16 protein-coding genes are annotated in these 23,517 nt (G+C 54.1%); 14 read left to right on the top strand and 2 right to left on the bottom strand.

Annotation, left to right across the window (positions count from 1 at the left end):
• The first annotated feature begins 3 nt into the window (after positions 1-3).
• The 9 genes from T496_RS0102580 (at position 4) to T496_RS0102620 (ending at position 15,140) form a co-directional block, all read left to right on the top strand.
• Positions 4-2,682, top strand: coding sequence for a fimbrillin family protein (locus T496_RS0102580; RefSeq protein WP_027449361.1), 2,679 nt, complete (start codon positions 4-6; stop codon positions 2,680-2,682).
• 2 nt (positions 2,683-2,684) lie between these two features.
• Positions 2,685-4,424: a hypothetical protein gene (locus T496_RS0102585; protein ID WP_027449362.1), complete on the top strand. Its 1,740-nt coding sequence runs from the start codon at positions 2,685-2,687 to the stop codon at positions 4,422-4,424.
• A 3-nt stretch (positions 4,425-4,427) separates the two neighbouring features.
• Positions 4,428-7,058 carry a hypothetical protein gene (locus T496_RS0102590; protein WP_027449363.1) on the top strand — a complete coding sequence of 877 codons (2,631 nt, stop codon included), beginning with the start codon at positions 4,428-4,430 and terminating at the stop codon, positions 7,056-7,058.
• Between the two features lie 62 nt (positions 7,059-7,120).
• Positions 7,121-8,182 carry a fimbrillin family protein gene (locus T496_RS0102595; RefSeq protein ID WP_081783516.1) on the top strand — a complete coding sequence of 354 codons (1,062 nt, stop codon included), beginning with the start codon at positions 7,121-7,123 and terminating at the stop codon, positions 8,180-8,182.
• Entirely contained in the window at positions 8,179-10,152 is a 1,974-nt protein-coding gene (locus T496_RS0102600; protein ID WP_027449365.1) for a fimbrillin family protein, read from the top strand. The genes T496_RS0102595 and T496_RS0102600 overlap by 4 nt, the downstream gene beginning before the upstream one ends.
• Positions 10,153-10,312: 160 nt before the next feature.
• Positions 10,313-10,630 carry an OB-fold protein gene (locus T496_RS0102605; RefSeq protein ID WP_027449366.1) on the top strand — a complete coding sequence of 106 codons (318 nt, stop codon included), beginning with the start codon at positions 10,313-10,315 and terminating at the stop codon, positions 10,628-10,630.
• Between the two features lie 183 nt (positions 10,631-10,813).
• The gene (gene xpt / locus T496_RS0102610; protein WP_027449367.1) at positions 10,814-11,395 is read left to right on the top strand and encodes a xanthine phosphoribosyltransferase; all 582 of its coding nucleotides are present in this window, start codon (positions 10,814-10,816) and stop codon (positions 11,393-11,395) included.
• 402 nt (positions 11,396-11,797) lie between these two features.
• Positions 11,798-13,939: a GH92 family glycosyl hydrolase gene (locus T496_RS0102615; protein WP_027449368.1), complete on the top strand. Its 2,142-nt coding sequence runs from the start codon at positions 11,798-11,800 to the stop codon at positions 13,937-13,939.
• Between the two features lie 46 nt (positions 13,940-13,985).
• Positions 13,986-15,140, top strand: a complete 1,155-nt coding sequence (locus T496_RS0102620; protein WP_027449369.1) for an esterase — start codon at positions 13,986-13,988, stop codon at positions 15,138-15,140.
• 84 nt (positions 15,141-15,224) lie between these two features.
• Here T496_RS0102620 and T496_RS0102625 read toward each other — a convergent pair whose 3' ends face one another.
• Both T496_RS0102625 and T496_RS0102630 read right to left on the bottom strand, forming a co-directional pair.
• Positions 15,225-16,118 (bottom strand): endonuclease/exonuclease/phosphatase family protein, encoded by an 894-nt coding sequence (locus T496_RS0102625; protein ID WP_027449370.1) that lies wholly within the window; start codon positions 16,116-16,118, stop codon positions 15,225-15,227.
• 117 nt (positions 16,119-16,235) lie between these two features.
• Positions 16,236-17,531: a DUF2851 family protein gene (locus tag T496_RS0102630; protein WP_027449371.1), complete on the bottom strand. Its 1,296-nt coding sequence runs from the start codon at positions 17,529-17,531 to the stop codon at positions 16,236-16,238.
• A 106-nt stretch (positions 17,532-17,637) separates the two neighbouring features.
• Between T496_RS0102630 and dapB the strand changes: the two genes are divergently transcribed.
• Genes dapB through T496_RS0102655 form a run of 5 tightly spaced genes read left to right on the top strand, consistent with a single transcriptional unit; the run spans position 17,638 to position 23,514 of the window.
• A complete protein-coding gene (gene dapB, locus T496_RS0102635; RefSeq protein ID WP_027449372.1) occupies positions 17,638-18,351 on the top strand; it encodes a 4-hydroxy-tetrahydrodipicolinate reductase in 714 nt (237 codons plus the stop codon).
• A gap of 3 nt (positions 18,352-18,354) precedes the next feature.
• Positions 18,355-19,848: a signal peptidase I gene (lepB, locus tag T496_RS0102640; protein ID WP_027449373.1), complete on the top strand. Its 1,494-nt coding sequence runs from the start codon at positions 18,355-18,357 to the stop codon at positions 19,846-19,848.
• A 10-nt stretch (positions 19,849-19,858) separates the two neighbouring features.
• Positions 19,859-20,410, top strand: coding sequence for a signal peptidase I (gene lepB, locus T496_RS14340; RefSeq protein ID WP_155808616.1), 552 nt, complete (start codon positions 19,859-19,861; stop codon positions 20,408-20,410).
• Entirely contained in the window at positions 20,407-21,012 is a 606-nt protein-coding gene (locus T496_RS0102650) for a WbqC family protein (RefSeq protein WP_027449375.1), read from the top strand. Before lepB (T496_RS14340) ends, T496_RS0102650 begins: the two co-directional genes overlap by 4 nt.
• A 21-nt stretch (positions 21,013-21,033) precedes the next feature.
• Entirely contained in the window at positions 21,034-23,514 is a 2,481-nt protein-coding gene (locus tag T496_RS0102655) for a glycoside hydrolase family 2 TIM barrel-domain containing protein (protein WP_027449376.1), read from the top strand.
• Positions 23,515-23,517 lie beyond the last annotated feature (3 nt).

Here is a 23,517-nt window from a genome sequence, read left to right on the forward strand (position 1 = left end):
CGTATGAATATCAACCAGCTATATAAACAGTCACGTATCGCACTCATGGCCGCACTTGCCTGTTCGCTGACAAGCTGCAGTGAGTTGCTGGACAACCTCTTCTCTGGCAATGGATCAGAGCAAGAGGAGGTGATGTTTACCACCGCTATACCCAATGTCACGATGACCCGTTCAGCCAAATCTGAATATGAGGAAGCCATGGGAGCCTATCAGGCCGTGAACAAAGCCTACGAGTTTACCGTAGGCATGTATGCAGCCAACGGAGAGCTGTTGGGCACCGGCATCTATCAGCCTGTGGCCGACGACGCCCTGGGCACGCTGGCTTCCAAGGAGGACGAGACACCCCTGTACTGGCCCAGCACCACCACGGCCTATGGCTTTAAGGCAACTGCCGGTACGGAGACGCTCTCTGCCGACCAATCGACAAAAGAGAGCTGGCTGCTGCAAGACCGACTGGAAGGCTATGGTTATATCCAGAAATGGGATGGCGACGACGACAGTGGCAGTCCTATTGATGACCTTGACGCCCTGAACTACCACACCGCCAAGGAGTGGCGACGACTGAATAGCGAGACAAAACTGGTGAGCGATGACGAGGACTACAAGAAGATTCCCCTCTACCTGCAGCACCAGCGCGCACTGATCACCATCATTCTGAAAGCCGACGAGGGTGTGAGCCGAAAGGCACTGAACTTCAACGTGGCCGAAAACGACCTCAGCGCCAAGATCTACTCGTACGACACCGATGCCATGGCCATCACGCCACTGGCAGGCGAGGAGTTTATTGACTACGAGGAAGACAAGAATGGCGCTGCCGAGACACACGTCAGCACCACACGCTACGACGCCATCGTAGAGCCCCACGACTATTCCCTTCAGCCAGCCAGCGACCTCATCACCCGCATCACGCTGTCTGGTCAGCACTATTCATTCTATGCCGGCAACGACAACGACTTCGATAACAATAAAGACAGTTACAACCTGGAGGCAGGTAAGCACCTGATTATCACGGTGACGCTGAGCCGTAACAGTCGTAAGGTGATGATGACGGCCTATATCGAGGACTGGACCGAACAGGTGACCAACACCATCTGCGACGACTATGGCAATGCGGGCGACCCCATCATGATTGAGAACCGCCAGGAACTGATAGACTTCCTCAGCAGTGAGTCGCAGAACAAGGCCGGTAACATCGCCTTGATCACCAACGATATCGACCTGAAAGACTGGTCAACGACCTACGACCTGAACTGCACACTGAACCTGGGTGGCTGCACCCTGTTGAGCAACTACCGCTTCCTGAACAACATGCAGGATGCAGCCAGTCTGCTGAACGGCACCATCCAGATAGGCGATGCTGTTGATGCCGCCATTGCCGAGGCCAACAGCGGAACCATTGAGGACGTCAGGGTGACCACGAAAACCAACAGCGACGCCCATGCCACCGTGGCCGGTGCCGTGAAGCTAAACACCGGTACCATCTCGCGCTGCCGTTCGTCGCTGAAGGTGATAGGCGCCTCCACCACCAAGTTTGTCGGTGGTATTGCGGCCGTCTCTACCTCTACAGACAACAAGATTGCCACTATTGACGCCTGCAGCGTGAGCAACAGCGTGAAGGGCGGACAGGTTGGCGGTGGCATTGCAGGTCAGGCCAACGGTGTGATAACCAACAACACCTTTGAATACGGCATCACCCTGCTGCAAGACAAACAGACCCATAAGAACATTGTGGGCCTCAAGAATGCCGACCATACCTTCACAGCCGAAGGCAACGCCTGGCCCACGGTCGATGACGACCTCGACCTGAAGAATGTCACTGCCAGCGAACTGCGCTATGATGGTATCATCGACAATGGTGAAGAGCTGCAAGAATCGACCAAGAACGCCTATAACAGCGACACCAAGCGCTACCGTCTGGCTCAGAACATCAACGTGAGCCATCAGGTGGGCAGCATCGCCTACGAGCTGGATGGTAACAACAAGCAGATTACAACAGAGGGCATGATTTTCGATGCCGTCACTGGTCAGATACATGACCTTACAGTATATGTGGCAAGTAATCTGATAGCCGAACCAAAGGAAGCTGCGACCGATGCTATCGCCCCCCTGGCCTTTGAGGTTCATGGAGAATCCGCAGAGATCAAAGATGTCAAGGTAAAGACCGCCGATGGCGTTCGTATCCAGGCATCCAACCCTGCTGGTCTGGTGGTATGGATATGGGATGGTGCCACCCTGAGCGGCTGTGAGGCCAAGGTGAACCTCTTTGCCAATGTCGAGGCCAACATCACCCAGGGACGTAAGTTCGCCGGTGGACTGGTATCTACCGTTTCCCGCGGCACCATCACCCAGTGTATCCTACATTCTGGCAGCACCTTCAACGGCACCGCATCACCTATCCTCTTCTATGGCGGCATCGTGGGTGGTATTGAGAAAAAAGACGGTTCCAACGATGACCCCTCACTCACGATTACCGACTGCAACAGCTTTGTCGAGATGGTGAAAGACGTGCGCCATGGAGCAATCCTGGGCAATGCCATGCAGGCTTCTACATTGGCCACCAAGGACTGTCAGGGTAACTGGTGGAATGCCGACTGCAATGGTGTGGGCACCTGCACAGGTCACAGCATCGAGGAAGCCATCGGCAAGCGCAATGCTATTATCCCCACAGAAAAGGACTTTTAAGTATGAAGATGAAGACTACTTATATCTATATAGCAATGGCTCTCGCCATGTTGTCGGCTTGCAGGCAAGACGAGGACCTTGCCACTGTCGATGACAGCAGCATCATCCACGTGGGAGGTGTCAGCACCGAAGGGATGATGACCACCACGGTGGTGACACGTGCGGTCACGCCCGTACCGGCAGAACAGGAAGACTGGCTGGCCGCCATGCTGAAACAAGGCATGGACATCACCTATTTCACCAAGAGCGCTCAACAAAAGGCGCAGTTGCTGCTGCAGACCGACGGTGAAGGAAACATCCTGAAGTCTGAAGGCGGTTTCACGATCTACAGTCTGAATGCCTACAACACCGATGGCGAACTGACCACCATCCCAGCCAAATGGTTGAACAACGGTGTGCACACCTTTCAGGGAGTCATCGTGCCAGACGGTCTGAAAGACCAGCAGAGCGCAAAGACCCACGAGGACCTGTCGCACTACACGGCCGTGCCCCCCATGGCAGACATCTCGGCCACCGTGGGACGCATCACCATTCCCCTGCAGCACCGTCTGGCGCGTGTAGAGGCTTACGTGCTGATAGAGCCTGGCATGAGTGCCACACTGAAGGGCTATGACACCCAGAACGTCCAGAACAACGAGAACGTAGAGAACACGAAGTTGCGCTTCTGCAACGTGAAGACGCTGGACTACGTCAACACACAGGGACAGCCCGTGTGGAAGACGGAACGTAAGGCCATCCCCCACTTCATGGGCGAAGAGGAGGTCATCCTCTACAAAAACAAATCTACCGGTGACCTGGTCTTCCCAACCGATGAAGGATGGACCGAGGCCCACGCCGACTATACGGCTAAAGGCAGCAGCAGTAAGTACACCGCTACGAACTATGGAAAGTGTCCTTACTACGACCTCATCGTGCGTCCCACCTATACCGTACGTACCGAAGGCACAAATGTGATGTACGATGAGACAACACCCACCGCAGCAGAATCAAACAATATCGACTTTGAACTCACGCTGAACAACGACCTGGAATACGAGAAGTCGTTCACCTTCGACCTCAATGCCAACGACGAGACGGTGGTCTATCTGCGTGTGAGTCCGGAACGCATCGACTATAACAGTGCCGGTTCGCGCCTGTGGAAGGAGAGCAGCTATGCCGACAACTATTATGGCGTGAACAACCAGAACGGCAACAACCTCTCGGTGGCAGGCGGCAGTTGGCAGCGTGCCTATACCAACAAGGTGCTGAAGGCAGGCGTCACCGACGGTCACCTGTATGATGCCGACGAAGAAGACCCCGAGGCCCAGTATGTCTCTGATGGCAAATGGATCGAGATGTTCTTCCAGGCCTGCAAGGGTGGCGCACACCATGGCGACTACTTCATCCTGGACCACGACATCACCATCCCAGCCTCAGCCATCCCGGCCGACTTCGAGTTTACCGGTCATCTGGACGGCATGGACCACACCATCACCATCGAAGGCGACTACCTGCTGACAGGACTGGACGGCATCTATCGCACCCCGCAAGAGGACGACAAGAAAGCCACCTGGGAGGCTAATGTCCACCTGGAGAACGACACCTGGGTGCCCACTGCAGGCTGGCGCTCTGAGGTGGTCAACGTCACCATTGCCGGTGGCCGCCTGTTGCAGGCTGGTGCCAATGTGACGGGCTATATCAACAACTGTCAGGATAAAACAGGCGCCGTCACCCATCATCCCACCACCATCCCAACCTATTAAGCAATGAATATAAAACACACCATATATTATTTGTTTGCAGCCATCGCACTGACGGCTTGCACCGCAGACGACGACATCGTGCTCTCTGACGAGCAGCAAGAGCTCATCGGTCAGGCCGTGCACTTCGACGCGTCGATGGCGGAACCTTTCACAACCCGCGCCACCTATCGCCACGATGGCTCGTTCAACGAGGGCGACCAGATGCGCATCTTCCGTCAGTATGCCGATGCCACCGGCTCAGTGTTCCTCACTGACGGCGAGATCTTTCGCACTTACTACCAGAAGGTGAACTACGCCGCCGGCACATCTGTATCGCTCAATGCCGACTGGCTGCCCATGGCCGGCAAACTGAAGTCCGACGTGCTCGGTAAGACCGCCGAACAGACCGCAGCCGACTCGCTGACCTGGGAGAACGGTAAGATTGTGCGTTTCCGTGCCTGGGGCCGCAGTAACCTAGCTGGCGCGCTGAGTGCTGGCACCAAAGGCAGTTACTATCCAGACTATACCATCTCTGACTGGGTGACGGTGTCGGGTCCTACCAAGAGTATTCCGCTCACCATGCGCCATATCACATGCCGTATAGGGTTGACATGCAAGGCAGGAAACGAGTTTGGCAGCGCTACCATTTGTACAAACTGGGAGGACTATAAGCGTCAGGACAATGCCGACACCAATGAGCATGATGCTCTGGAAACCAACAAGACAGACGAACAAGCCAAAGACGAGCTGGCTCAGGTGATGGCCGTTTACGAGAAGATGTGTATGCCCGCCGGTGTTGACGATGAGACCTTTCTCCTCACCACGATGACGCAGGCACTTTATAATGGTGCCGATACCGACTTTAAGAACATAGAGAAATACACAGAAGCAGATGGCATTGTGAAGATAGGTACCAAGAGCGCCGAATATATAGCCTCAAACATTCAGCATCCCGTCTTCAACAACAACGATGGTCGTCTGTATATGATGTCAATCCCCATTGATATAAGCAGCACAGGCGCTGGTAAGGAACTGGTATTGCCTGCCTGCACACGCTTCAAAGTTTGGCTCTATGATGTAAACAATGGCGATAAGGCCGGCACATCAGGCACAGAGGGCAGCTACCACATCTTCGCACTCAGCGATATCAAGGACAGCAAGGGCGATGCCGTATTCCCCAATGGTCTCACCCTGAAAGCAGGCTATAGCTATCTGTTCAGCGTAGGCTATCACTACGACAAGCTCACCATTACGCCAGCAGACCATTTCTCCTGGACAGAACAGGACCTTGGCGAAGATGATGCAAAAGATGAAGCACAAGCCAAAGAGAAACTTGATTTCTCCTGGTGGACAAAGGCATACAGAGATGCAGCTAAAAGAGCACTTCTCGAAAACAAGGATTTCCTTCCTGAGTTCAGTATTGCCAACCAAAAGCAGTTCATCACGTTTATTCATCTCGTAAACGGCACAGCTGCTTCAAGGATGAGCGGACTGACACGTGGCGAGGTGCGTAAGGATGCCAACGGACAGGACATCAAGGACGAAGACGGCTTTGAGACCTATTGGTGGATTCTTGATAACGAAACTGACGGAAGTGGCAATCCCAAACAGATCACGATGGAAGAGGCTGAGGAAATGGGGTATGTATTCTATCCCCACTTCTATCCCACCGTGTCCACACAGCAGGCCCACGTCATAGAGGATTATATTACTGGTCCCATGGACTTCTACGATACCGACTTCGGAAACCGTTATGTTGTGAACCTGACCAGCGACCTTGATTTCTACGACTGGGAACTTCCCAGCATTGGCAAAGCCAGTAAGAAACCCTTCCGTGGCAACTTCAAAGGAAATGGACATACGCTTACCAACCTGAACATGAAGAGTGGCTACCTCTTTGACCAGGTCATGGATGGCGCCATCACCAACCTGAAAATAGAAAGTACGCATAATGTCAGTCTGCTCAATAGCGCCACCGCCAGTGGCACCACAGGCTGGGGATGTTATATTGCTGGCATCTCTATGATGTGCAACAGCACCACCAACTCTATCGCCACGAGCCTCAGCGGCACCAGCTATGTGGTGGGATGCATCCACGTGGGCAATGCCGGCGGAGCGCTGGTTGGCTCAGCCAACAATCTGACCATGCTTGGTTGTATGCAGGCTGCCGCAGGCATCGCATCGGGCACAGGAGCCTTGCTGGGAGCTTATGGTACAGGAGCGAAATCCAATTTCTTCGCGCCCCAATCAAAAAGCAACCTGACGTGGGGTGCTTTCATGTGCAACTACTACGACGTGGAGAAATCACCCGAGACGAATGCCGTTGGCAATATCACCGACGACTACCTCCCACAGCAATACATTCGCGGCAGCAAGTCGCACATTCTCAAAGCGAAGAACGACTATCTCATTGGTGCCAATGCCGACTACGACCAGTTGAGCGCCAACATGAAGAAGGAAATGTATGGTCTGGCACCTTGGAAGGCCATGAATTATGCCATTGCGAAATACAACGAATCGAAAATAGGTAAGGAATATCCCTGTCAGATGAAGTACAAGGCGTCGGAGGTGGGCTACAGTCACCTCTACCCCACACTAATCAATGGTGCACCCGCCATGGATGACAGTGCGAATCCTTTGGTGCAGAACAACTGATTAAGTGAGAAGTGAGAGGTGAGAAGTGAGAGGTGTAATTAGATTATGAGATATTGAAAGTTATGATGGAAATATATAAAAGACTTCGTTTCTTCATTTCTTCGTGTTCAGTCATGCTTTTGATGGCTGGCTGCACGGCTGAAGAGGGTGCGGAGGATGCGCTGCAGGGATCCCTGACGTTCACAACGGCTGTCGAGAACTTCGATGGCGAAACGGTGACGCGTACTAACTTCATGGGTAACGCCTTTGAAGATGGCGATAAGATCAAGCTGAAGATTATCTGTCCATTCTCTGCACACACCGAGTTTGGCGAGACGACCTATGGCAACAGCTTCGATGCTTTCTGGCTGTTGAAATGGGATGCCAACAAATGGAGCACGCTGACCGCCAAGGATGGCTTCGACATCAATGGCGACTACAGTCCTTCGGGGTCGCCAGACATCTATGCGCGCTACGAAGCACAGCAAACGCCCTATGTCTATACGGCTCAGACCTGGAGCGAGGAACAGATCTTTATCGCGGGCAAGGGCACCCGCGTAGAACAATATAGCAACGTGTTTCATGCCGACCAGACGAAGGCTGCCGACTATAAGGCCTGCGACCTGATGTGGGCACAAACCATCCAGCAGACGGGCTCGTACAATGTGCATCTGAGTTTTAAGCATGTCATGGCGGCACTACTGATCACGGTAGATGCCAATGCAAACCTTAACATCTCTGACAATGCGGTGCTGACGCTTGAAGGTATGCCCGACATCGACCAGCGTGAGGTGATCGTGGGCGACTACTACGCCTACAAAAGCAAGGTCAACTCCAACGACTACGGCTACAAGGCGAAGCACGAATGCGCCGTGGGCAACAACGGTCAGGTGATTGGCGTGGCCGTGATCAACGACAGTCAGGCTAAGGCCTACACCGAAGCGCTGGACAACATCGCGCAGACAGCCGTCTATACCGCCTATAACGCCGGCAACAAGACCTACCGCCTGATTGTGCCTCCCTGCACGCTCAATGGAAAGGCCACCTTCTGGCTGCGCGATGGCGAGAAGCGCTACAGCATGCAGCTGCCCCTGAATGAGTTTAAGGGCGGCAAGCTCTATCAAATAACAATGAAGATTCTATGATGAAAGCATATCAGTATTTCCTTCTGGTCGCCATGATGGCGCTGGCCTCGTGCAGCAACGAGGACGACAGCTTCATGCCAAGCGATGCCACAGAGATTGTGGGCATCGAGGCTACCATAGACGGCGAACAGCCCAGCCGACGTGCTGCCGCCACACCTGCCGTGACGGTGGGCCGCACAGAGTTCGTGACCGACGACCGTATCGTGTTCACCAACATCAAGCGAACCACGTCGCCACTGGAGAGTTTCACGTATAGCGACATACGCTATTACTTCACCAACAAGAAGAACTGGAAGCGCACCGAGGGCAACCTGCCGGAAAAGATCTATTGGACCGACGGCTCTTCGCCCCACACCTTCATTGGCTATAGTCTGCCCTCGCAGCAGTACTACTGGGAGGACAATGGCGACAATACCTACTCGGGCGAGCTGGGCCATAAGCTAACAGTGATTGACTATACCGAGGGCAACGAGACACTGAAGAAGGAAGACTTGCTGCTGAACTACGACACGAAGACGGTGGCAGAGACCGGTGGCTTGTCAACCAAGGTCATCTTTACGCATGCCTTGAGCAATGTGCGTGTCGTGGTGAACATCAAGAACTTTGCTTCCAGCGCCAGTGCGGTAGATACCAAGGTGGGCGTCGGCAATATGGTGCTGCATAAGCAGCCCACCAAGTTCAAATGGGGTATTCATAGCAGTAAGGTGCAGGTGCTCGACATCAACGACAGCGAACAGAAAACAAAGGACCTCATGCTGTGGTGCCCGGCTGCTGACGGCGAGGGCACTGGCCAGAGCAAGACGTTTACGTTTTATGGTCTGACCACGCCCCAGGACGAGCTCTACCATCACATCAACGGCAACGACCAGCCGCTGGAGTTCTCGTTTACGGTGAGCTACCCCAACCCCATGAACCCCGCCGAGACCCTGACAAAGACTTATTCCGGTGCGTTCAACGACCTGGTGCACTTTAACCCAGGCATGTGCACCACCATCAATATCTCGCTGAACCACAAAGACGAACAGATGTTCACCGATGTGTCTTATAGCGACTGGAACTTCGTGGCCACCCCCGACCTGGGTGAACTCCGCAAGAAATCAACGTTCCTCGACATCAACAGCAACGTGACCATCCACACCGACGCACAGGCCACCATCTACGACGCCACATGGCTCTACAACGACGGCACCGTGCTAAGAGATATCTATGGCAACGACGGAACCGCCGGCATGCCCTACCGCATCTCGTCGGCATCGCAGCTGCTGTCGTTTGCGAAAGAGGTCACGGCAGGACTGACGTTCAAAGACAAGTATATCCGTCTGGATGCCGACATCACCATGCAGTCTAGCTCTGCCAAGACCAACCTGGAAGACACCACCTCGACGCAGGCGGCGGTGAAATGGATTGGCATCGGCACCGCTGCCCACCCCTTCGAGGGCACGTTCCTGGGTGGCGACCGCTTCATCAACCGCCTGTACGACGCACCGCTGTTTGCGAGTCTGGGCAGCGAGGCACGCATAGAGCAACTGCACATCACCACCATAGGAAGTATCTCGGGTGGCGGTGCACTGGCCCAGACCAACCAGGGCATCATTGGCGGTTGCAAGGTGATCGACGACGTGGAAACCACGGGTGGCGCACTGGTGGGCACCAATAGTGGCATCATCTATGCCAGCTATCACACGGGCGACACTAAGGGTACGGCCGGACTGGTAGATACCAACACGGGCACCATCGTCGGCTGCTATCAGGCAGGCGATGTTGCTGGCGGCACCGCCTTCAGCATTGCCAAGACCAACCAGGGCACCATTGCCTGTCCTGTACCCACATCGCTCTACGAGATTCAGCAGCAGGCGTTCACCGATAAGCTGAACAGTCAACTGGACTCTTGGTATGCCACACATGCTGACTACACCCTGTTCCACTATGTTCACGCGGCCGCCAACTGGCCCACCATTCAGAAGCAATAAGTTTGCTTACACATTATTAGTGTTTATTAACTTGGGTAGTTCGCTGAAATAGCGTAACTTTGCACGCGGTTTTCGAGCCGCCCCTCTAAAGGGGGCGGTGACAGGCTAGTAAGTAATAAGGCAACCATTTTGTATTATATTCAGGATAAAACCATTAAACATGTACCAAACAAAATTCAGTGCTGCTGATATCCATGCAGCTTTTGTGAACGACAGAAACAGAGCGTACAAGGTATTTTTCAGTGAACATGTTGAGGTCACCGGTGAGATCACCTACATTGGTCCCGACCGTTATGATCGCCCCTCTATCGAGATGGGCGGCAACCACTACGACGGTTCACAGGTAGTCTTCATCTTCGCGTCTGGCTACGACAAGAACGTCACCATCGAGAAGTGCCAGAACGTCACCATCAGCGGCGAATGCCGTGGCGCCCTTCAGAATGGTACCGTGGTGATTGAGAACTGCAAGATTCTGTAGTCTGTCAGAGACTGCAAGACGTATTCCAACGGAAAAGACGTGATGAACATGGCCTACATGCTCATCACGTCTTTTTTTGTTGTACAGCAGAAAAATCTGCTGCCACAAAATATTCTTCAGGATAATGATGGTCTATTAAAAGATAATTTGTATCTTTGCCGACAAATCCTTAAATAGAAAGATATGGCACTAAAAGTATTGTGCGACCGCATCCTGTCAGACGGCCGCAGTCTGGAAGGCGCCATCCTGAAGGTTGACCGTTTCATCAACCATCAGATGGACCCCAACCTAATGAAACAGATAGCAGTAGAGTTCATACGTCGGTTCAGCGACGTTCAACCCAACAAGATTTTAACGGTCGAGGCATCGGGCATCGCCCCCGCAGTGATGCTGGGCTACATGATGGAACTGCCCGTGGTGTTTGCCAAGAAGAAGCAGCCATCCACCATGATCGATGCTTATGTGGCTCTGTCTCACTCGTTCACCAAGGACAGCGACTGCGAGTTTATGGTCAGCAAGGAGTATCTGACCGCCGACGACCGTATTCTCTTTGTCGATGACTTTTTGGCCTATGGCAATGCCGGCAAGGCCATCATCGACCTGTGCCAGCAGGCTGGCGCCACCATCGAGGGCATGGGCTTCATCATCGAGAAAGAGATGCTGGGCGGACGCCAGCGTCTGGAGGACGAAGGCATCAAGCGCATCGAGTCGCTGGCTATCATCGACTCGCTCGAGAACAACGAGATACACATCAAGGAGGATTAGGCTCGGTGGGCACACCGCGCTGAATTGATTCAGAAAGTGGCACTATGAACCGTCAAAAGCAGTCCTTTTGACTCGTTAAAGTGCCACTTTCGCTATGCAATAGTGGCACTCTTGCTCTGATTCTAGACTCTAGAAACAGGCTTTCTAGACTTTAGAAATGGTCGTTCTAGACTCTGGATTTGGTGATTCTAGACTCTAGAATTGCCTTTTCTAGAGTCTAGAATCGAAATGAGAGCTTGACTGTGGCATGCCGAAAGGCTGTGAATAACGTGCTGAAAGCATGCGTTTTGTCCCGCCATATCGGCTATTTTCTTAACTTTTCTCAAAAGCTTTGGTAGTCTCGTGCAAAAGACTTAACTTTGTAGCATCTAAAACTAAATAGTAATGATTAAAAGCCTTGACATGAGAAAATTATTTGTATTCTCCGCAATTATCGCATCTACATGCATGGTGACCATTTCTGCAATGGCACAACGACTGACATCTTTTGTTGACCCCTATATTGGCTCGGGCGGCCACGGCCACGTGTTTGTGGGTGCCAACGTGCCGTTTGGCATGGTTCAGCTGGGCCCCACCGAGAAATCGCGCGGCTGGGACTGGACGTCGGGCTATCACTATAGCGACTCTATCATCGTGGGCTTTGCCCACCTGCACCTCAGCGGTACGGGCTGTGGCGACCTGGGCGACCTGGCACTGCTGCCCATCAGCAATGTGCAGCAGCGCGACATTCACTTCAAACACAGTCAGGAGACCGTGGCACCGGGCTACTACCGCCTGAAGACCAGCGACGTGGATGTGGAGCTGACCAGCACCAAACGTGTGGGCATGCACCGCTACACGTTCAGCGGCAAGAACGGTATGCTGCGCATAGACCTGAACGAGGGCGTCGGCGACGAGCTGACGGCGGCCGACCTGCGCCAGGTGGACGACTGCACCCTGGAGGGCTATCGCAAGTCGCGCGGATGGGCACCCCGTCAGGAGGTGTACTTCACCATCACGTTCAACCAACCTGTCCGTCTGTGGGAGCCTCAGCCCGGCGAGGGCATCGTGGACCTGAAAGACACCAGTCGCCCTGTGCTGGTGAAGGTAGCGCTGTCGCCCGTGAGCAGCGAGAAGGCGCATCAGAACATGACGGCCGAACTGCCCGGTTGGGACTTCGACCAGGTGCGCCGCGATGCTGATGCGGCCTGGGAGCGCGAACTGGCCCGCGTAAAGATTGAGACTACCAACGTGCAGGACAAGAAGATCTTCTACACGTCGATGTATCACCTCATGGTGGCTCCCTCGGAGTTCTGCGATGTGGACCGCCAGTATCGCGGCAGCGACGGTCGCGTGTATGATGGCGACTTCACCAACTACACCACGCTCTCGCTCTGGGACACCTATCGTGCCTTCCACCCGCTGATGACGCTCATCTACCCCGAGCTGCAGGCCGACTATGCCGAAACGTTCATCAAGATATTCGAGCAGCAGGGCCGACTGCCCATCTGGCACCTGTGGGGCTCGGAGACCGACTGCATGGTGGGCTCTTCGGCCGTGCCCGTGCTGGCCGACCTGGCCCTGAAGGGCTTTGTGCGCAACCCCGAGCAAGCTTTCAACGCCATGAAGACCTCGCAGTTGCAGGACGTGCGCTCGCTGGGACTGCTAAAGAAGTATGGCTTTATTCCCTACGACAAGGAGCCTGCCAACGAGACCGTGGCCAAGGCGCTGGAGTACTGTCTGGACGAAGACGGACTGGCACGACTGGCCAAGCAGCTGGGACATGAGGAAGACTACCAGTATTTCTTCGACCGCAGCCGTTCCTACAAGAAATACTTCGACCGCGACATCCAGTTCATGCGTGCGCTGGGCAGCGACGGCAAGTTCCGCCCCGAGTTCGACCCCATCAAAGTGATCCATCGTGCCGACGACTATACCGAGGGTAATGCCTGGCAGTACACCTGGCTGGTGCCCCACGATGTGCACGGACTCATCGGCCTCTTTGGCGGCGAGAAGCAGTTCCTCAAGAAGCTCGACGAGTTCTTCGTGACCGAGGGCGACATGGGTCCCGAGGCTTCGCCCGACATCAGTGGCTTCATCGGTCAGTATGCCCATGGCAACGAGCCCAGCCACCACATCATCTACCTCTACAACTACGCCGGACAGCCCTGGAAGGCAGCACCCAAACTGCGCTACGTGATGCGCAAGCTCTATCATGCCGAGCCCGACGGACTTTGCGGCAACGAGGACGTCGGTCAGATGTCGGCTTGGTATATCCTGTCGTCACTCGGCCTCTATCAGGTGGAGCCTAGCGGTGGCCGCTTCATCATGGGCACCCCGCTGTTTGCCAAAGCCCAAGTGAACGTGGGCAACGGCAAGACGCTGCAAATCACGGCACGCAACCTGAGCGACAAGAACATCTACGTACAGGGTGTGCGCCTCAACGGCAAGAAATACACCAAGACCTACGTTGATTTCGACGTACTGCGCCAGGGTGGCACCCTCGAGTTCCAGATGGGTCCACGCCCCTCAAAGTGGGGCACAGCCATTGCCGACCGTCCATAAGTGACGAGAAAAGTATAGACACCCTTTTAACATACACTTAAGAACAATGAAACGACTCGTTATTTTTTCATTTGCCTGCATGATGGCCGTCACTGGAATGGCACAGCAGGCATTGGGTATGCGCCCCTCTGTGAAATCGCCCATCGTGAATGGCGACGGCACGGTGACGTTCAACTTCTTCGGTCCTAAGGCTCAGGAGGTGAGTGTGACAGGCGACTTCGAAGAGATTCACTGGAAGACACTGCCCATGACCAAGCAGGACAACGGCGTATGGACCGTGACAACCAAGGCTCTGAACCCTGAGCTCTACTCTTACAGCTTCAACGTGGACGGACAGCGCATCGTGGATCCTGCCAACAGCTATGTGAACCGTGACATCTCGACACTGAGCAACTTCCTGATTGTGACAAAGAACAAGGACGACAAGGGGCACCTCTACCAGGTGAACAACGTGCCTCACGGCACCTTGGCACGCGTTTGGTACAACAGTCCCACACTGGGACAGCAGCGCCGCATGACGGTCTATCTGCCTGCTGCCTACGACGGCAAGAAGCGCTTCCCCGTGATGTACCTGCTCCACGGACATGGCGGCGACGAGACAGCTTGGGGCGACCTGGGGCGCACCTCGCAGATTATGGACAACCTGATAGCTGAAGGCAAGTGCGTGCCTATGATTGTGGTGATGCCTAACGGCAATCCCACGTGCAACGCAGCACCAGGCTGGTGGCACGAAGGACTCTACACGCCCGATGGCAACGCCTTCAACGAGCGCGGTGCCAAGGCTTCGATGGAAGAGAGCTTCATGGATATCGTGAACTATGTGGACCGTCACTACAAGACCATCCGCAAGCGCTCGGCACGTGCCGTGACGGGTCTGTCGATGGGTGGCGGCCATACGTTCAACATTGCCCGTCTCTACCCCGAGACGTTCGACTACTATGGTCTGCAGTCGGCTGCTGCCCGCATGAGTCGCGATGCCGACAAGCTGGACGACCAGATGGCCCGCCTTTTTGCCTCAAAGCCCAAGCTCTACTGGATAGCCATCGGCAAGGAGGACTTCCTGTTTCAAATGAACAGCGACCTGCGTCGCTATCTGGATGCCCACAAGTATCCCTACGAATACTACGAGAACGATGGTGGACATATCTGGCGCAACTGGCGTATCTACCTAACACTCTTTGCACAGAAGATTTTTAAATAGAAAAAAACGAAGTGAACCCCAGAAGCTTGACAGGATGCTTCTGGGGTTCACTTCATTTTGAGACAACCTCAAATTTTTCTAACGTTATCGGTTCAGTCTGACAAACACGGGATAGTGGTCGGACGGCAGGCGTTTGGTATGCTTGCTAAAGTCTATCTCCTGAGGAGCATGCGCCCCTTTCTGCTTCTGCTGTGATGCCTCGTTGGCTGTCCAGTAGGTGTTGGTCAGCACGCCGTAGCGCTCCACGGTGAACGCGGGCGACACGAAGACATGGTCTATGCGGCTGTCGGTCTTCAACTCGGGGTCGAAAGCGTTGAAGGTGCCATTCTCGGCAAAGCGCCAGGTGGCATGTTCGTAGCTGTCCTTCAGGATGCCTGATTTGGTAAAGATGGTGTAAATCTCGTTGGTCTGGTCCACATTGAAGTCGCCAGTCAGAATGACGGGCTGACCCTTTGCGATGTCGCGGATGCGGCTCACCACCAGCTTGGCACCCTCGCGGCGTGCCACGATGCCCACATGATCCATGTGGAGGTTAAAGAAGAAGAAGGTTTTCTTGCTCACCTTATCCTTGAACTTACCCCATGTGCAGATGCGTGTGCAGGCAGCATCCCATCCCAGTCCTGGCTTCTCGGGGGTCTCTGACAACCAGAAGTCGCCATGATCCAGCACCTTCAGTCGCTGTTTGTCGAAGAATATGCACTCGTGTTCGCCCCCACTCTTTCCATCCTCGCGGCCCACGCCGATGTAGTCGTAGTCTGGCAGTTGTGCCAGCATATCGTCCAACTGTGAGCGCAGCACCTCTTGTGTGCCGAAGATGTCGGGATGCTCGAAGTTCAGCTGACCGCAGATCACAGGACAGCGCTGCACCCAGCCATTGCCCTGGCGGGCATCGTCATTGTTCTGATTACGGATGTTGTAGCTGCCCACATACAGTTGTTGAGCCAGCGCGCCGGTGGTCACCAGCAGAAATGCTGCCATCAGCAGCAGACGACCTACCGCAAGACCTCCGGTTGTGAGGTACTTGCTGTGAGAAATCTTGTTTGTTTTCATTTTTACTTCCTATTTAATAGTTGTTCTAGATATTGTTTCAACGACTTATTTCCGCTTGAGATATTCAAAGCCAATGCGACAACGCAGACAGTCTTTGCGGTCGCAATACTCTTTTTTGAGTTGGATGAGCGCCTGCGACTCGCCGGCGGTGCTCACCTCCAGGCCGCACTCCTTCCACATGGTGATGATGTGGTTGCGCTCGGCTCCCAGCTGTTCCAGGAAGTCGAAGGCGCGGTCGCACAGCTCGTCTTTCTGACGGTGGCGCCCCACGGCAAAGAGCATGGGAACGGCCGTGTTGATAATGAGCAGATTCATGGACGATGCCGATATGTTCTTGGTGCTCTTCGTGCTCTCTGAACCAAAGGTGTAGTGCGTCTCCCAATAGGGGGTGACGTGCGTAGAGAGCAACTGTCGCAACTGTTCTACCGACTCGCACTCGAGCAGGGCGCTCAGTCCCGCCCGGCGCTCGTAGTAGAGGTTGGCCAACTGCGAGATTCGCACGTGGGGGAAATTCTGTGGGCGCAAGCGCAGAAAGCGCCAGACAGACGGGTCCATGGGCGTCAGCGAGAACTTATGCGCCAGGTAGGCATATTCATTTTTGAGCTTATTAAAGTAGCCTTCTTGCAAGGCCGCATCATGATAGCGGGCAGGGATTGCATCGAGCGTGAGCAGACCGGCCTGGCCCATAAAGATGGCCTCTATCTGGAAGAGGTCGTCGCGGTGCTTGCCGACAGCATTCAGCGGCACGTATTGTGCCCACTGCTCGAAGGCATCGCCATTGATGCCGAAGCCGAAGTTGCGCGCCAGCGTGGTGAAATAGGCATCTTCCCACGAGCCGTTGCAGTGCTCCACGCGCTGCACGATGGCTTGTGTCTTCTGCTCGAGTCGCTCGGTCTGCAGGGCTGCCATCCAGGAATGGACAGTGAGGCGACTCAGGTCGGGAATGATACGATAACAAGGGGGATACATGTCAGTGGCTAACAGTTCTCGATAGCTGGTGACTACAGTCTCGGGCACGCTGATGACCAACTGCGGCAACCAGAGTCCGCTCTGGGTTTGCACCTCGCGGTCGGCTTCTGCCACCACGTGCAGCACCACATTGTTATAGTGTGCATCGTGGTCGTGTCCGTGCAGGTACCAGTCGCTGGAGCGCTGGTGTATCTCCACATTGCCCACCCACAGCGTGTCATCTATCTTCACCTTGGCATTGAAGAAGTCAGGCCCCGCATTTTGATTGTGCAAGCCCACGTCAACCACCTCGACAAGGCGTCCGTCGGTGGTTCGTAGCTCTTTCAGAGGCAACAGCTTGTGTTTCCAAGTGTAGTGCAACAGTTGTTCCATGGATGATTTTTAGTTTTTGTGGTGCAAAGGTATAAATAATTCTTAATTATGGCCTTAATTCGTAGATTTTTTTTATCTTTGCACCCGTATTAACACGAATTACAACATGAAGATTGCTTTGATAGGCTACGGCAAGATGGGTAAAATGATTGAAGAGATTGCCATCAGCCGAGGCCATGAAATTGTGAGTGTCATCGACATTCAAAATCAACAGGACTTTGACAGTGAGGCCTTCGCATCAGCGGATGTGGCCATCGAGTTTACAAACCCCACCGCAGCCTTTGGCAACTACCAGAAAGCCTGGAGCAAGGGCGTGAAGGTGGTCAGCGGTTCAACAGGTTGGATGAAGGAGCACGGCGACGAGGTGAGAAACGCCTGCGAGAACGGCAAGACGTTGTTCTGGGCTTCTAACTTCTCTATCGGCGTGGCTATCTTCTCGGCTGTCAACCGCTATCTGGCTAAAATCATGAACCAGTTCCCACAGTACGATGTGGAGCTGGAAGAGACGCACCACGTGCATAAATTGGACCATCCCAGCGGTACGGCTATCACCCTGGGTGAGGAAATCGTAGAGGCCATCGACCGCAAGGAGGCTTGGGCCGAGGATACCACCGATCCCAAACTGCTGCGCATAGACCATATCCGCCGCGGTGAGGTGCCTGGCATCCACACCATTCGCTATGACAGCGATGCCGACATGATCAGCATCACACACGACGCCCACTCACGTCGCGGCTTCGCGCTGGGTGCTGTGCTGGCAGCAGAATACACCAAGGAGCACACGGGTCTGCTGACCATCAGTGATATGTTTAAATTCTAAGACATGGAAAAAAGAGAAAAGAAAAAGCTAAATATGAAGGTGCAGTGGACCAAGTGCGTGATTGTCACGATCTTGTGGCTGCTGTTCCTCTATTGGGTAGAGTCATGGCTGGGCCTCCTGGTGTTGCCTTTCATCTATGACGCCTATATCTCGAAAAAGATCGACTGGCAGTGGTGGAAGGATGCTGAGGGTCCCACGCGCTTTGTGATGTCGTGGGTCGATGCCATCGTCTTTGCGCTGGTGGCCGTCTATTTCATCAATCAGTTCTTCTTCCAGAACTACGTCATCCCCTCTTCTTCGCTGGAGAAGTCGCTGCTGACAGGCGACTACCTGTTTGTGTCGAAGGTGAGCTACGGTCCCCGCATTCCTGAAACGCCCCTCACGGTGCCCTTGACACAGCACACGCTGCCCATCGGCAACATGAAGTCGTATGTGGAGTGGCCGCATTGGGACTACCGCCGCGTAAAGGGTCTTGGCAATGTGGAGCTGAACGACATCGTGGTGTTCAACTACCCCGCCGGCGACACCATCTGTGCTTTCATGCAGACAGAATACTACCACCTGTGCTACGGCTACGGCCACGGCATCTATGAGCAGCTGTACCCCGATGCCGTGAGCATCGACTCGCTGTCGAAGGCCGACCAGCTGAAGCGCTTCGAGGAGATCTACTATCTGGGCAGCCAGTATATTCGTCAGAACCATGCGTCGTTTGGCGATATCGACACACGTCCCACCGACCGTCGTGAGAACTACGTGAAGCGCTGCGTGGGACTGCCCGGCCAGACGCTTCAGATTGTGGACAAGGTGATTTACCTGGACGGTAAGCCCAACAAGGAGCCCGACAATGCGCAGTTCGAATACGACGTACAGTTTGTGGAGCATGCCCGACTGACCGACGACCTGCTGAAGGAGCTGCACATCACGCTGGAAGACCTGAACCTGTCAACGGCCGACCGCGGCGCGCTGGACAGCAATGGCTACGTGGAACTGCTCTATTCGCACGTGATCATGCCCATGACACGAGCCACCTACGAGGCACTGAAGAAGCGCTCGGACCTGGTGGTCAACATCACACCGGTGAAAGGCGGAGACACGTGGGACATCTACCCACAGAACGGCAACTACCACTGGACGCGCGACAACTACGGACCAGTGTGGATTCCGAAGAAGGGCGAGACCATCGACCTGACACTCGACAACATTGCCATCTATGAACGCCCCATCAAGATCTACGAGAAGAACGACTTGCAGATTCGCGATGGCAAGATTTTCATCAATGGCAAAGAGAGCAAGAAATACACCTTTAAGATGGACTACTACTGGATGATGGGCGACAACCGTCATAACTCGGCTGACTCGCGCTACTGGGGCTTTGTGCCCGAGGACCACATCGTGGGTAAGCCTATCTTCATCTGGTGGTCGAAAGATCCCGACCGCGGTCTCATCTCGGGCATACGCTGGAACCGTCTGTTCCGCATGGTCGATAATATCAAGTAAATGAAATAGTGTGAGTAAAAGGAGTCTGGTTCGTTTCCTATTGGCGCTTGTCATCGCCTTCGTCCTGATGCTAGTCTTCAGGACCACTGGTGTGACGATGTGTACCATAGCAGGAAATGGACTGGAGCCTACGCTCTTGGAGGGTGACCACGTATTGGTGAACCGCTGGAGCTACGGTCTGCGCATTGGCGGAACAGGCAAGCTGTTCAGCTATGGCAGAGTGGGCCGGCAGGAGGTGAAACGTGGCGACCTGATAGCTTTTGAGAACCCCGCAGACTCTGCAAACAGACAAATGCTGATTTGTCGCTGTAAGGCGCTGCCTGGCGACACCATTACCACGGCCGAGGGTACGGTGGTGGTACCAAGCATCAAGGACTGTGCCGACCGCGACTACTATTGGGTGGAATCGCTGCATAACGACAAGACGAAAGAGGGCCCTGCGCAGGGATTTATTGCCGAGGAATACATCATCGGACGTGTCTGCATGGTTGTGTATAGCCGCAACACGGCAGATCCGATACACAAAGGATGGCGCTATTACAGAATGTTTGTTCCACTATGAGAAAGGCATTACTAGCAACAACCTATTTCGGACCAATACAATGGTATCAGAAGCTGAACCGCTACGACGAGGTTGAAATCGAACAGCATGAGTCGTTTCAGAAGCAGACCTACCGCAACCGTTGTATGATAGCAACTACGCAGGGTGTTCAAGCACTATCTTTCCCTGTGGAGCATGGAGCCGACGACCGTATTGCCAACATGCGGTTGAGCGACCATGGCAACTGGCGACATGTGCACTGGCAGGCTATCGCTTCGGCTTACGGCGACTCGCCGTTTTTTGAATTCTATGAAGATGACATCAGACCGTTTTTCTTTGAGAGAAACTGGGAACGGCTGATGGACTATAATGAGGCTATCACGCAGAAGATGTGCGAACTGCTGGACATTCATCCCACGATGAGTCGCACCGTGCTGTTTGAAGCACAAGTTGAAGGGGATGATTTCCGCGAGGTGATACGCCCCAAGCGCCCATTGCCCGACGAGAGTTTTGTGACCAAGCCCTACTACCAGGTATTCCGGGAAAAGCACGGCTTTCTGCCGAACCTGAGCATCCTGGACCTGCTGTTTAACATGGGACCAGAAGCCATTTTCTACTTATAACAATAAAAAATACCAAGCTATATGAAAACAAGCCTACTAACTTCACTACTGACTCTTGTGTGTGCTACAACAGCATGGGCACAGCCCCGACAAGAAATAACCCTGCAAGACAACTGGCAATTCTCGCGTGACATGAAGTCATGGGAGACCGTCAGCGTGCCGCACGACTGGGCCATCAGTGGTCCTTTCGACAAGAAATGGGACCTGCAGGTGGTGGCCATCGAACAGAATGGCGAGAAAGAGGCCACAGAGAAAAGTGGACGCAGCGGTGCTCTGCCTTGGATTGGCGAGGGACACTACGAGCGTATCTTTTCTATTCCCGAGAACTTCAAGGGACATGCCGAACTGGTGTTCGACGGTGCCATGGCAGAACCAACCGTATCTGTCAACGGACAGCATGCCGGCTACTGGGCCTATGGCTATAACGCCTTTCGCATAGATATCAGCAAGCTGATTGTGGCTGGCGACAACAAACTGAGGGTTGACCTCAAGAATCTTGAGGAGAGCTCGCGCTGGTATCCCGGCGCCGGCATCTATCGCCCGGTCAAGCTGATTCTCACACCGCAACAGGCGCATATCGACGACTGGGGCATCACCACTAAGACGGAACTGCACGCCATGAAAACGAAAAACGGGCACGACGTGACGAAGTTTACTGTCGAGGTGCCTGTGGCTGACGGTCAACTGCCTGTCACGATGGAGCTTATTGCGCCCAACGGAGAAGACCATACATTTGTGAGTCCTGCACCTATGCGCAAGGGTACATCAACGGCAGTGGGCACCTTCATGATTCCCAACGCCAAGCTGTGGACTCCCGAGACGCCCGACCTCTATACGCTACGCATCACACTTTGCGACGGCAAGGGCAATCCCAACGTGTATGATGACTTCGGAAAGGTCATCGACCAGAAGACCTTGAAGGTGGGACTGCGCACGGTCAAAGTGTCGAAGGAAGGCGGTTTCCAACTGAATGGCGTGACACGCAAGCTGAAAGGTGTCTGTCTGCACCATGACCTGGGACCACTCGGTGCTGCCGTCAACAAGGCGGCGCTGATACGTCAGATTAAGATTATGAAGGAGATGGGCTGCGACGCCATCCGTACAGCCCACAACATGCCGAGTCAGATGCAGATGGAGGTGTGCGACTCGCTGGGTATGATGGTGATGGCCGAGAGCTTCGACATGTGGATTTATCCTAAGTGTAAGAACGGTTACGCACGCTTCTTCAAGGAGTGGGCCGACTGCGACATTGAGAATCTGGTGCGTGCCAACCGCAACCACCCCAGCATCGTGATGTGGAGCATTGGCAACGAGATACCCGAGCAGTGGTCGAAGGAAGGCACGGAGATAGCTGCTCATCTGCAGAACCTGTGTCACCGTCTGGACCCCACACGTCCTGTCACACAAGGCATGGACCGAGCAGAACAGGCTCTTAAAAGTGGTTTTGCGCAGGTCATGGACGTGCCGGGATTCAACTACCGTGTTCATAAGTACGAGAACAATATCAAGCAGTTGCCACAGGGCTTTTTGTTGGGTTCCGAAACAGCATCAACCGTCTCGTCACGCGGCGTGTATAAGTTTCCTGTGGTGCCTCAGGCTGCCGACAGCCGTGAAGGAAAAGCTTTCCACCAGGACGGACAATGCTCTTCGTACGACGTTGAATGGTGCTCATGGAGTAACTTGCCCGACGACGACTGGGTGTGGCAGGACGATAAAGACTGGGTCATCGGTGAGTTCGTGTGGACGGGTTTCGACTACCTGGGTGAACCAACGCCCTATGATGAGTACTGGCCCAGCCGCAGCAGCTATTTCGGCATCTGCGATCTGGCAGGACTGCCCAAAGACCGTTATTTTCTGTATCGCTCGCACTGGCGCAACGATGCGCACACCATCCATTTGTTGCCACACTGGACATGGGGCAAGGACCGCATAGGACAAGAGACACCGGTGTATTGCTATACCGACTACAACGAAGCAGAGCTCTTTGTGAACGGCAAGAGTCAGGGACGCATCAAGAAGAACTCGGCAGAGCGCCTAGACCGCTATCGCCTGCGCTGGAACAACGTGAAGTATCAGCCCGGCAAACTGAAGGTGGTGGTCTATGACGACAATGGCAAGGTGGCTGGAAAGAAGACTGTGAAGACAGCTGGAAAGCCTGCCAGACTGCAGGCCAACGTATGGACACAGCATGATGGCGACTTCCTGAAAGCCAACGAAAACGACCTAGCCTTCGTCACCCTGCAGCTCACCGACAAAGATGGCAACCTGATTCCCGACGCCACTGATCAACTGACCTTCGAGGTGGCAGGTGCCGGCACTTTCAAGGCCGTCTGCAACGGCGATGCCACCTCGCTAGAGTCATTCACCGAACCCACGATGAAACTCTTTGCTGGTCAACTGGTTGTGATTGTTGAAGCAGGAAAGGAGCGAGGCCAGATTGAGCTAACAGTCAAGGACTCACAACGCAAGCTGTCGCAGAAGGTTCTGATTGGGGTTAGATAATCC

This window comes from Xylanibacter brevis P6B11 (assembly GCF_000621825.1).
Classification (GTDB): domain Bacteria; phylum Bacteroidota; class Bacteroidia; order Bacteroidales; family Bacteroidaceae; genus Prevotella; species Prevotella brevis.

What these genes read in the sequence shown, in the direction of transcription:
- T496_RS0102580 (WP_027449361.1), top strand. Translation starts at nt 4, where the DNA reads ATGAATATCAACCAGCTATATAAACAGTCACGTATCGCACTCATGGCC.
- T496_RS0102585 (WP_027449362.1), top strand. Translation starts at nt 2,685, where the DNA reads ATGAAGATGAAGACTACTTATATCTATATAGCAATGGCTCTCGCCATG.
- T496_RS0102590 (WP_027449363.1), top strand. Translation starts at nt 4,428, where the DNA reads ATGAATATAAAACACACCATATATTATTTGTTTGCAGCCATCGCACTG.
- T496_RS0102595 (WP_081783516.1), top strand. Translation starts at nt 7,121, where the DNA reads ATGATGGAAATATATAAAAGACTTCGTTTCTTCATTTCTTCGTGTTCA.
- T496_RS0102600 (WP_027449365.1), top strand. Translation starts at nt 8,179, where the DNA reads ATGATGAAAGCATATCAGTATTTCCTTCTGGTCGCCATGATGGCGCTG.
- T496_RS0102605 (WP_027449366.1), top strand. Translation starts at nt 10,313, where the DNA reads ATGTACCAAACAAAATTCAGTGCTGCTGATATCCATGCAGCTTTTGTG.
- xpt (WP_027449367.1), top strand. Translation starts at nt 10,814, where the DNA reads ATGGCACTAAAAGTATTGTGCGACCGCATCCTGTCAGACGGCCGCAGT.
- T496_RS0102615 (WP_027449368.1), top strand. Translation starts at nt 11,798, where the DNA reads ATGAGAAAATTATTTGTATTCTCCGCAATTATCGCATCTACATGCATG.
- T496_RS0102620 (WP_027449369.1), top strand. Translation starts at nt 13,986, where the DNA reads ATGAAACGACTCGTTATTTTTTCATTTGCCTGCATGATGGCCGTCACT.
- T496_RS0102625 (WP_027449370.1), bottom strand. Translation starts at nt 16,118, where the DNA reads ATGGCAGCATTTCTGCTGGTGACCACCGGCGCGCTGGCTCAACAACTG.
- T496_RS0102630 (WP_027449371.1), bottom strand. Translation starts at nt 17,531, where the DNA reads ATGGAACAACTGTTGCACTACACTTGGAAACACAAGCTGTTGCCTCTG.
- dapB (WP_027449372.1), top strand. Translation starts at nt 17,638, where the DNA reads ATGAAGATTGCTTTGATAGGCTACGGCAAGATGGGTAAAATGATTGAA.
- lepB (WP_027449373.1), top strand. Translation starts at nt 18,355, where the DNA reads ATGGAAAAAAGAGAAAAGAAAAAGCTAAATATGAAGGTGCAGTGGACC.
- T496_RS0102650 (WP_027449375.1), top strand. Translation starts at nt 20,407, where the DNA reads ATGAGAAAGGCATTACTAGCAACAACCTATTTCGGACCAATACAATGG.
- T496_RS0102655 (WP_027449376.1), top strand. Translation starts at nt 21,034, where the DNA reads ATGAAAACAAGCCTACTAACTTCACTACTGACTCTTGTGTGTGCTACA.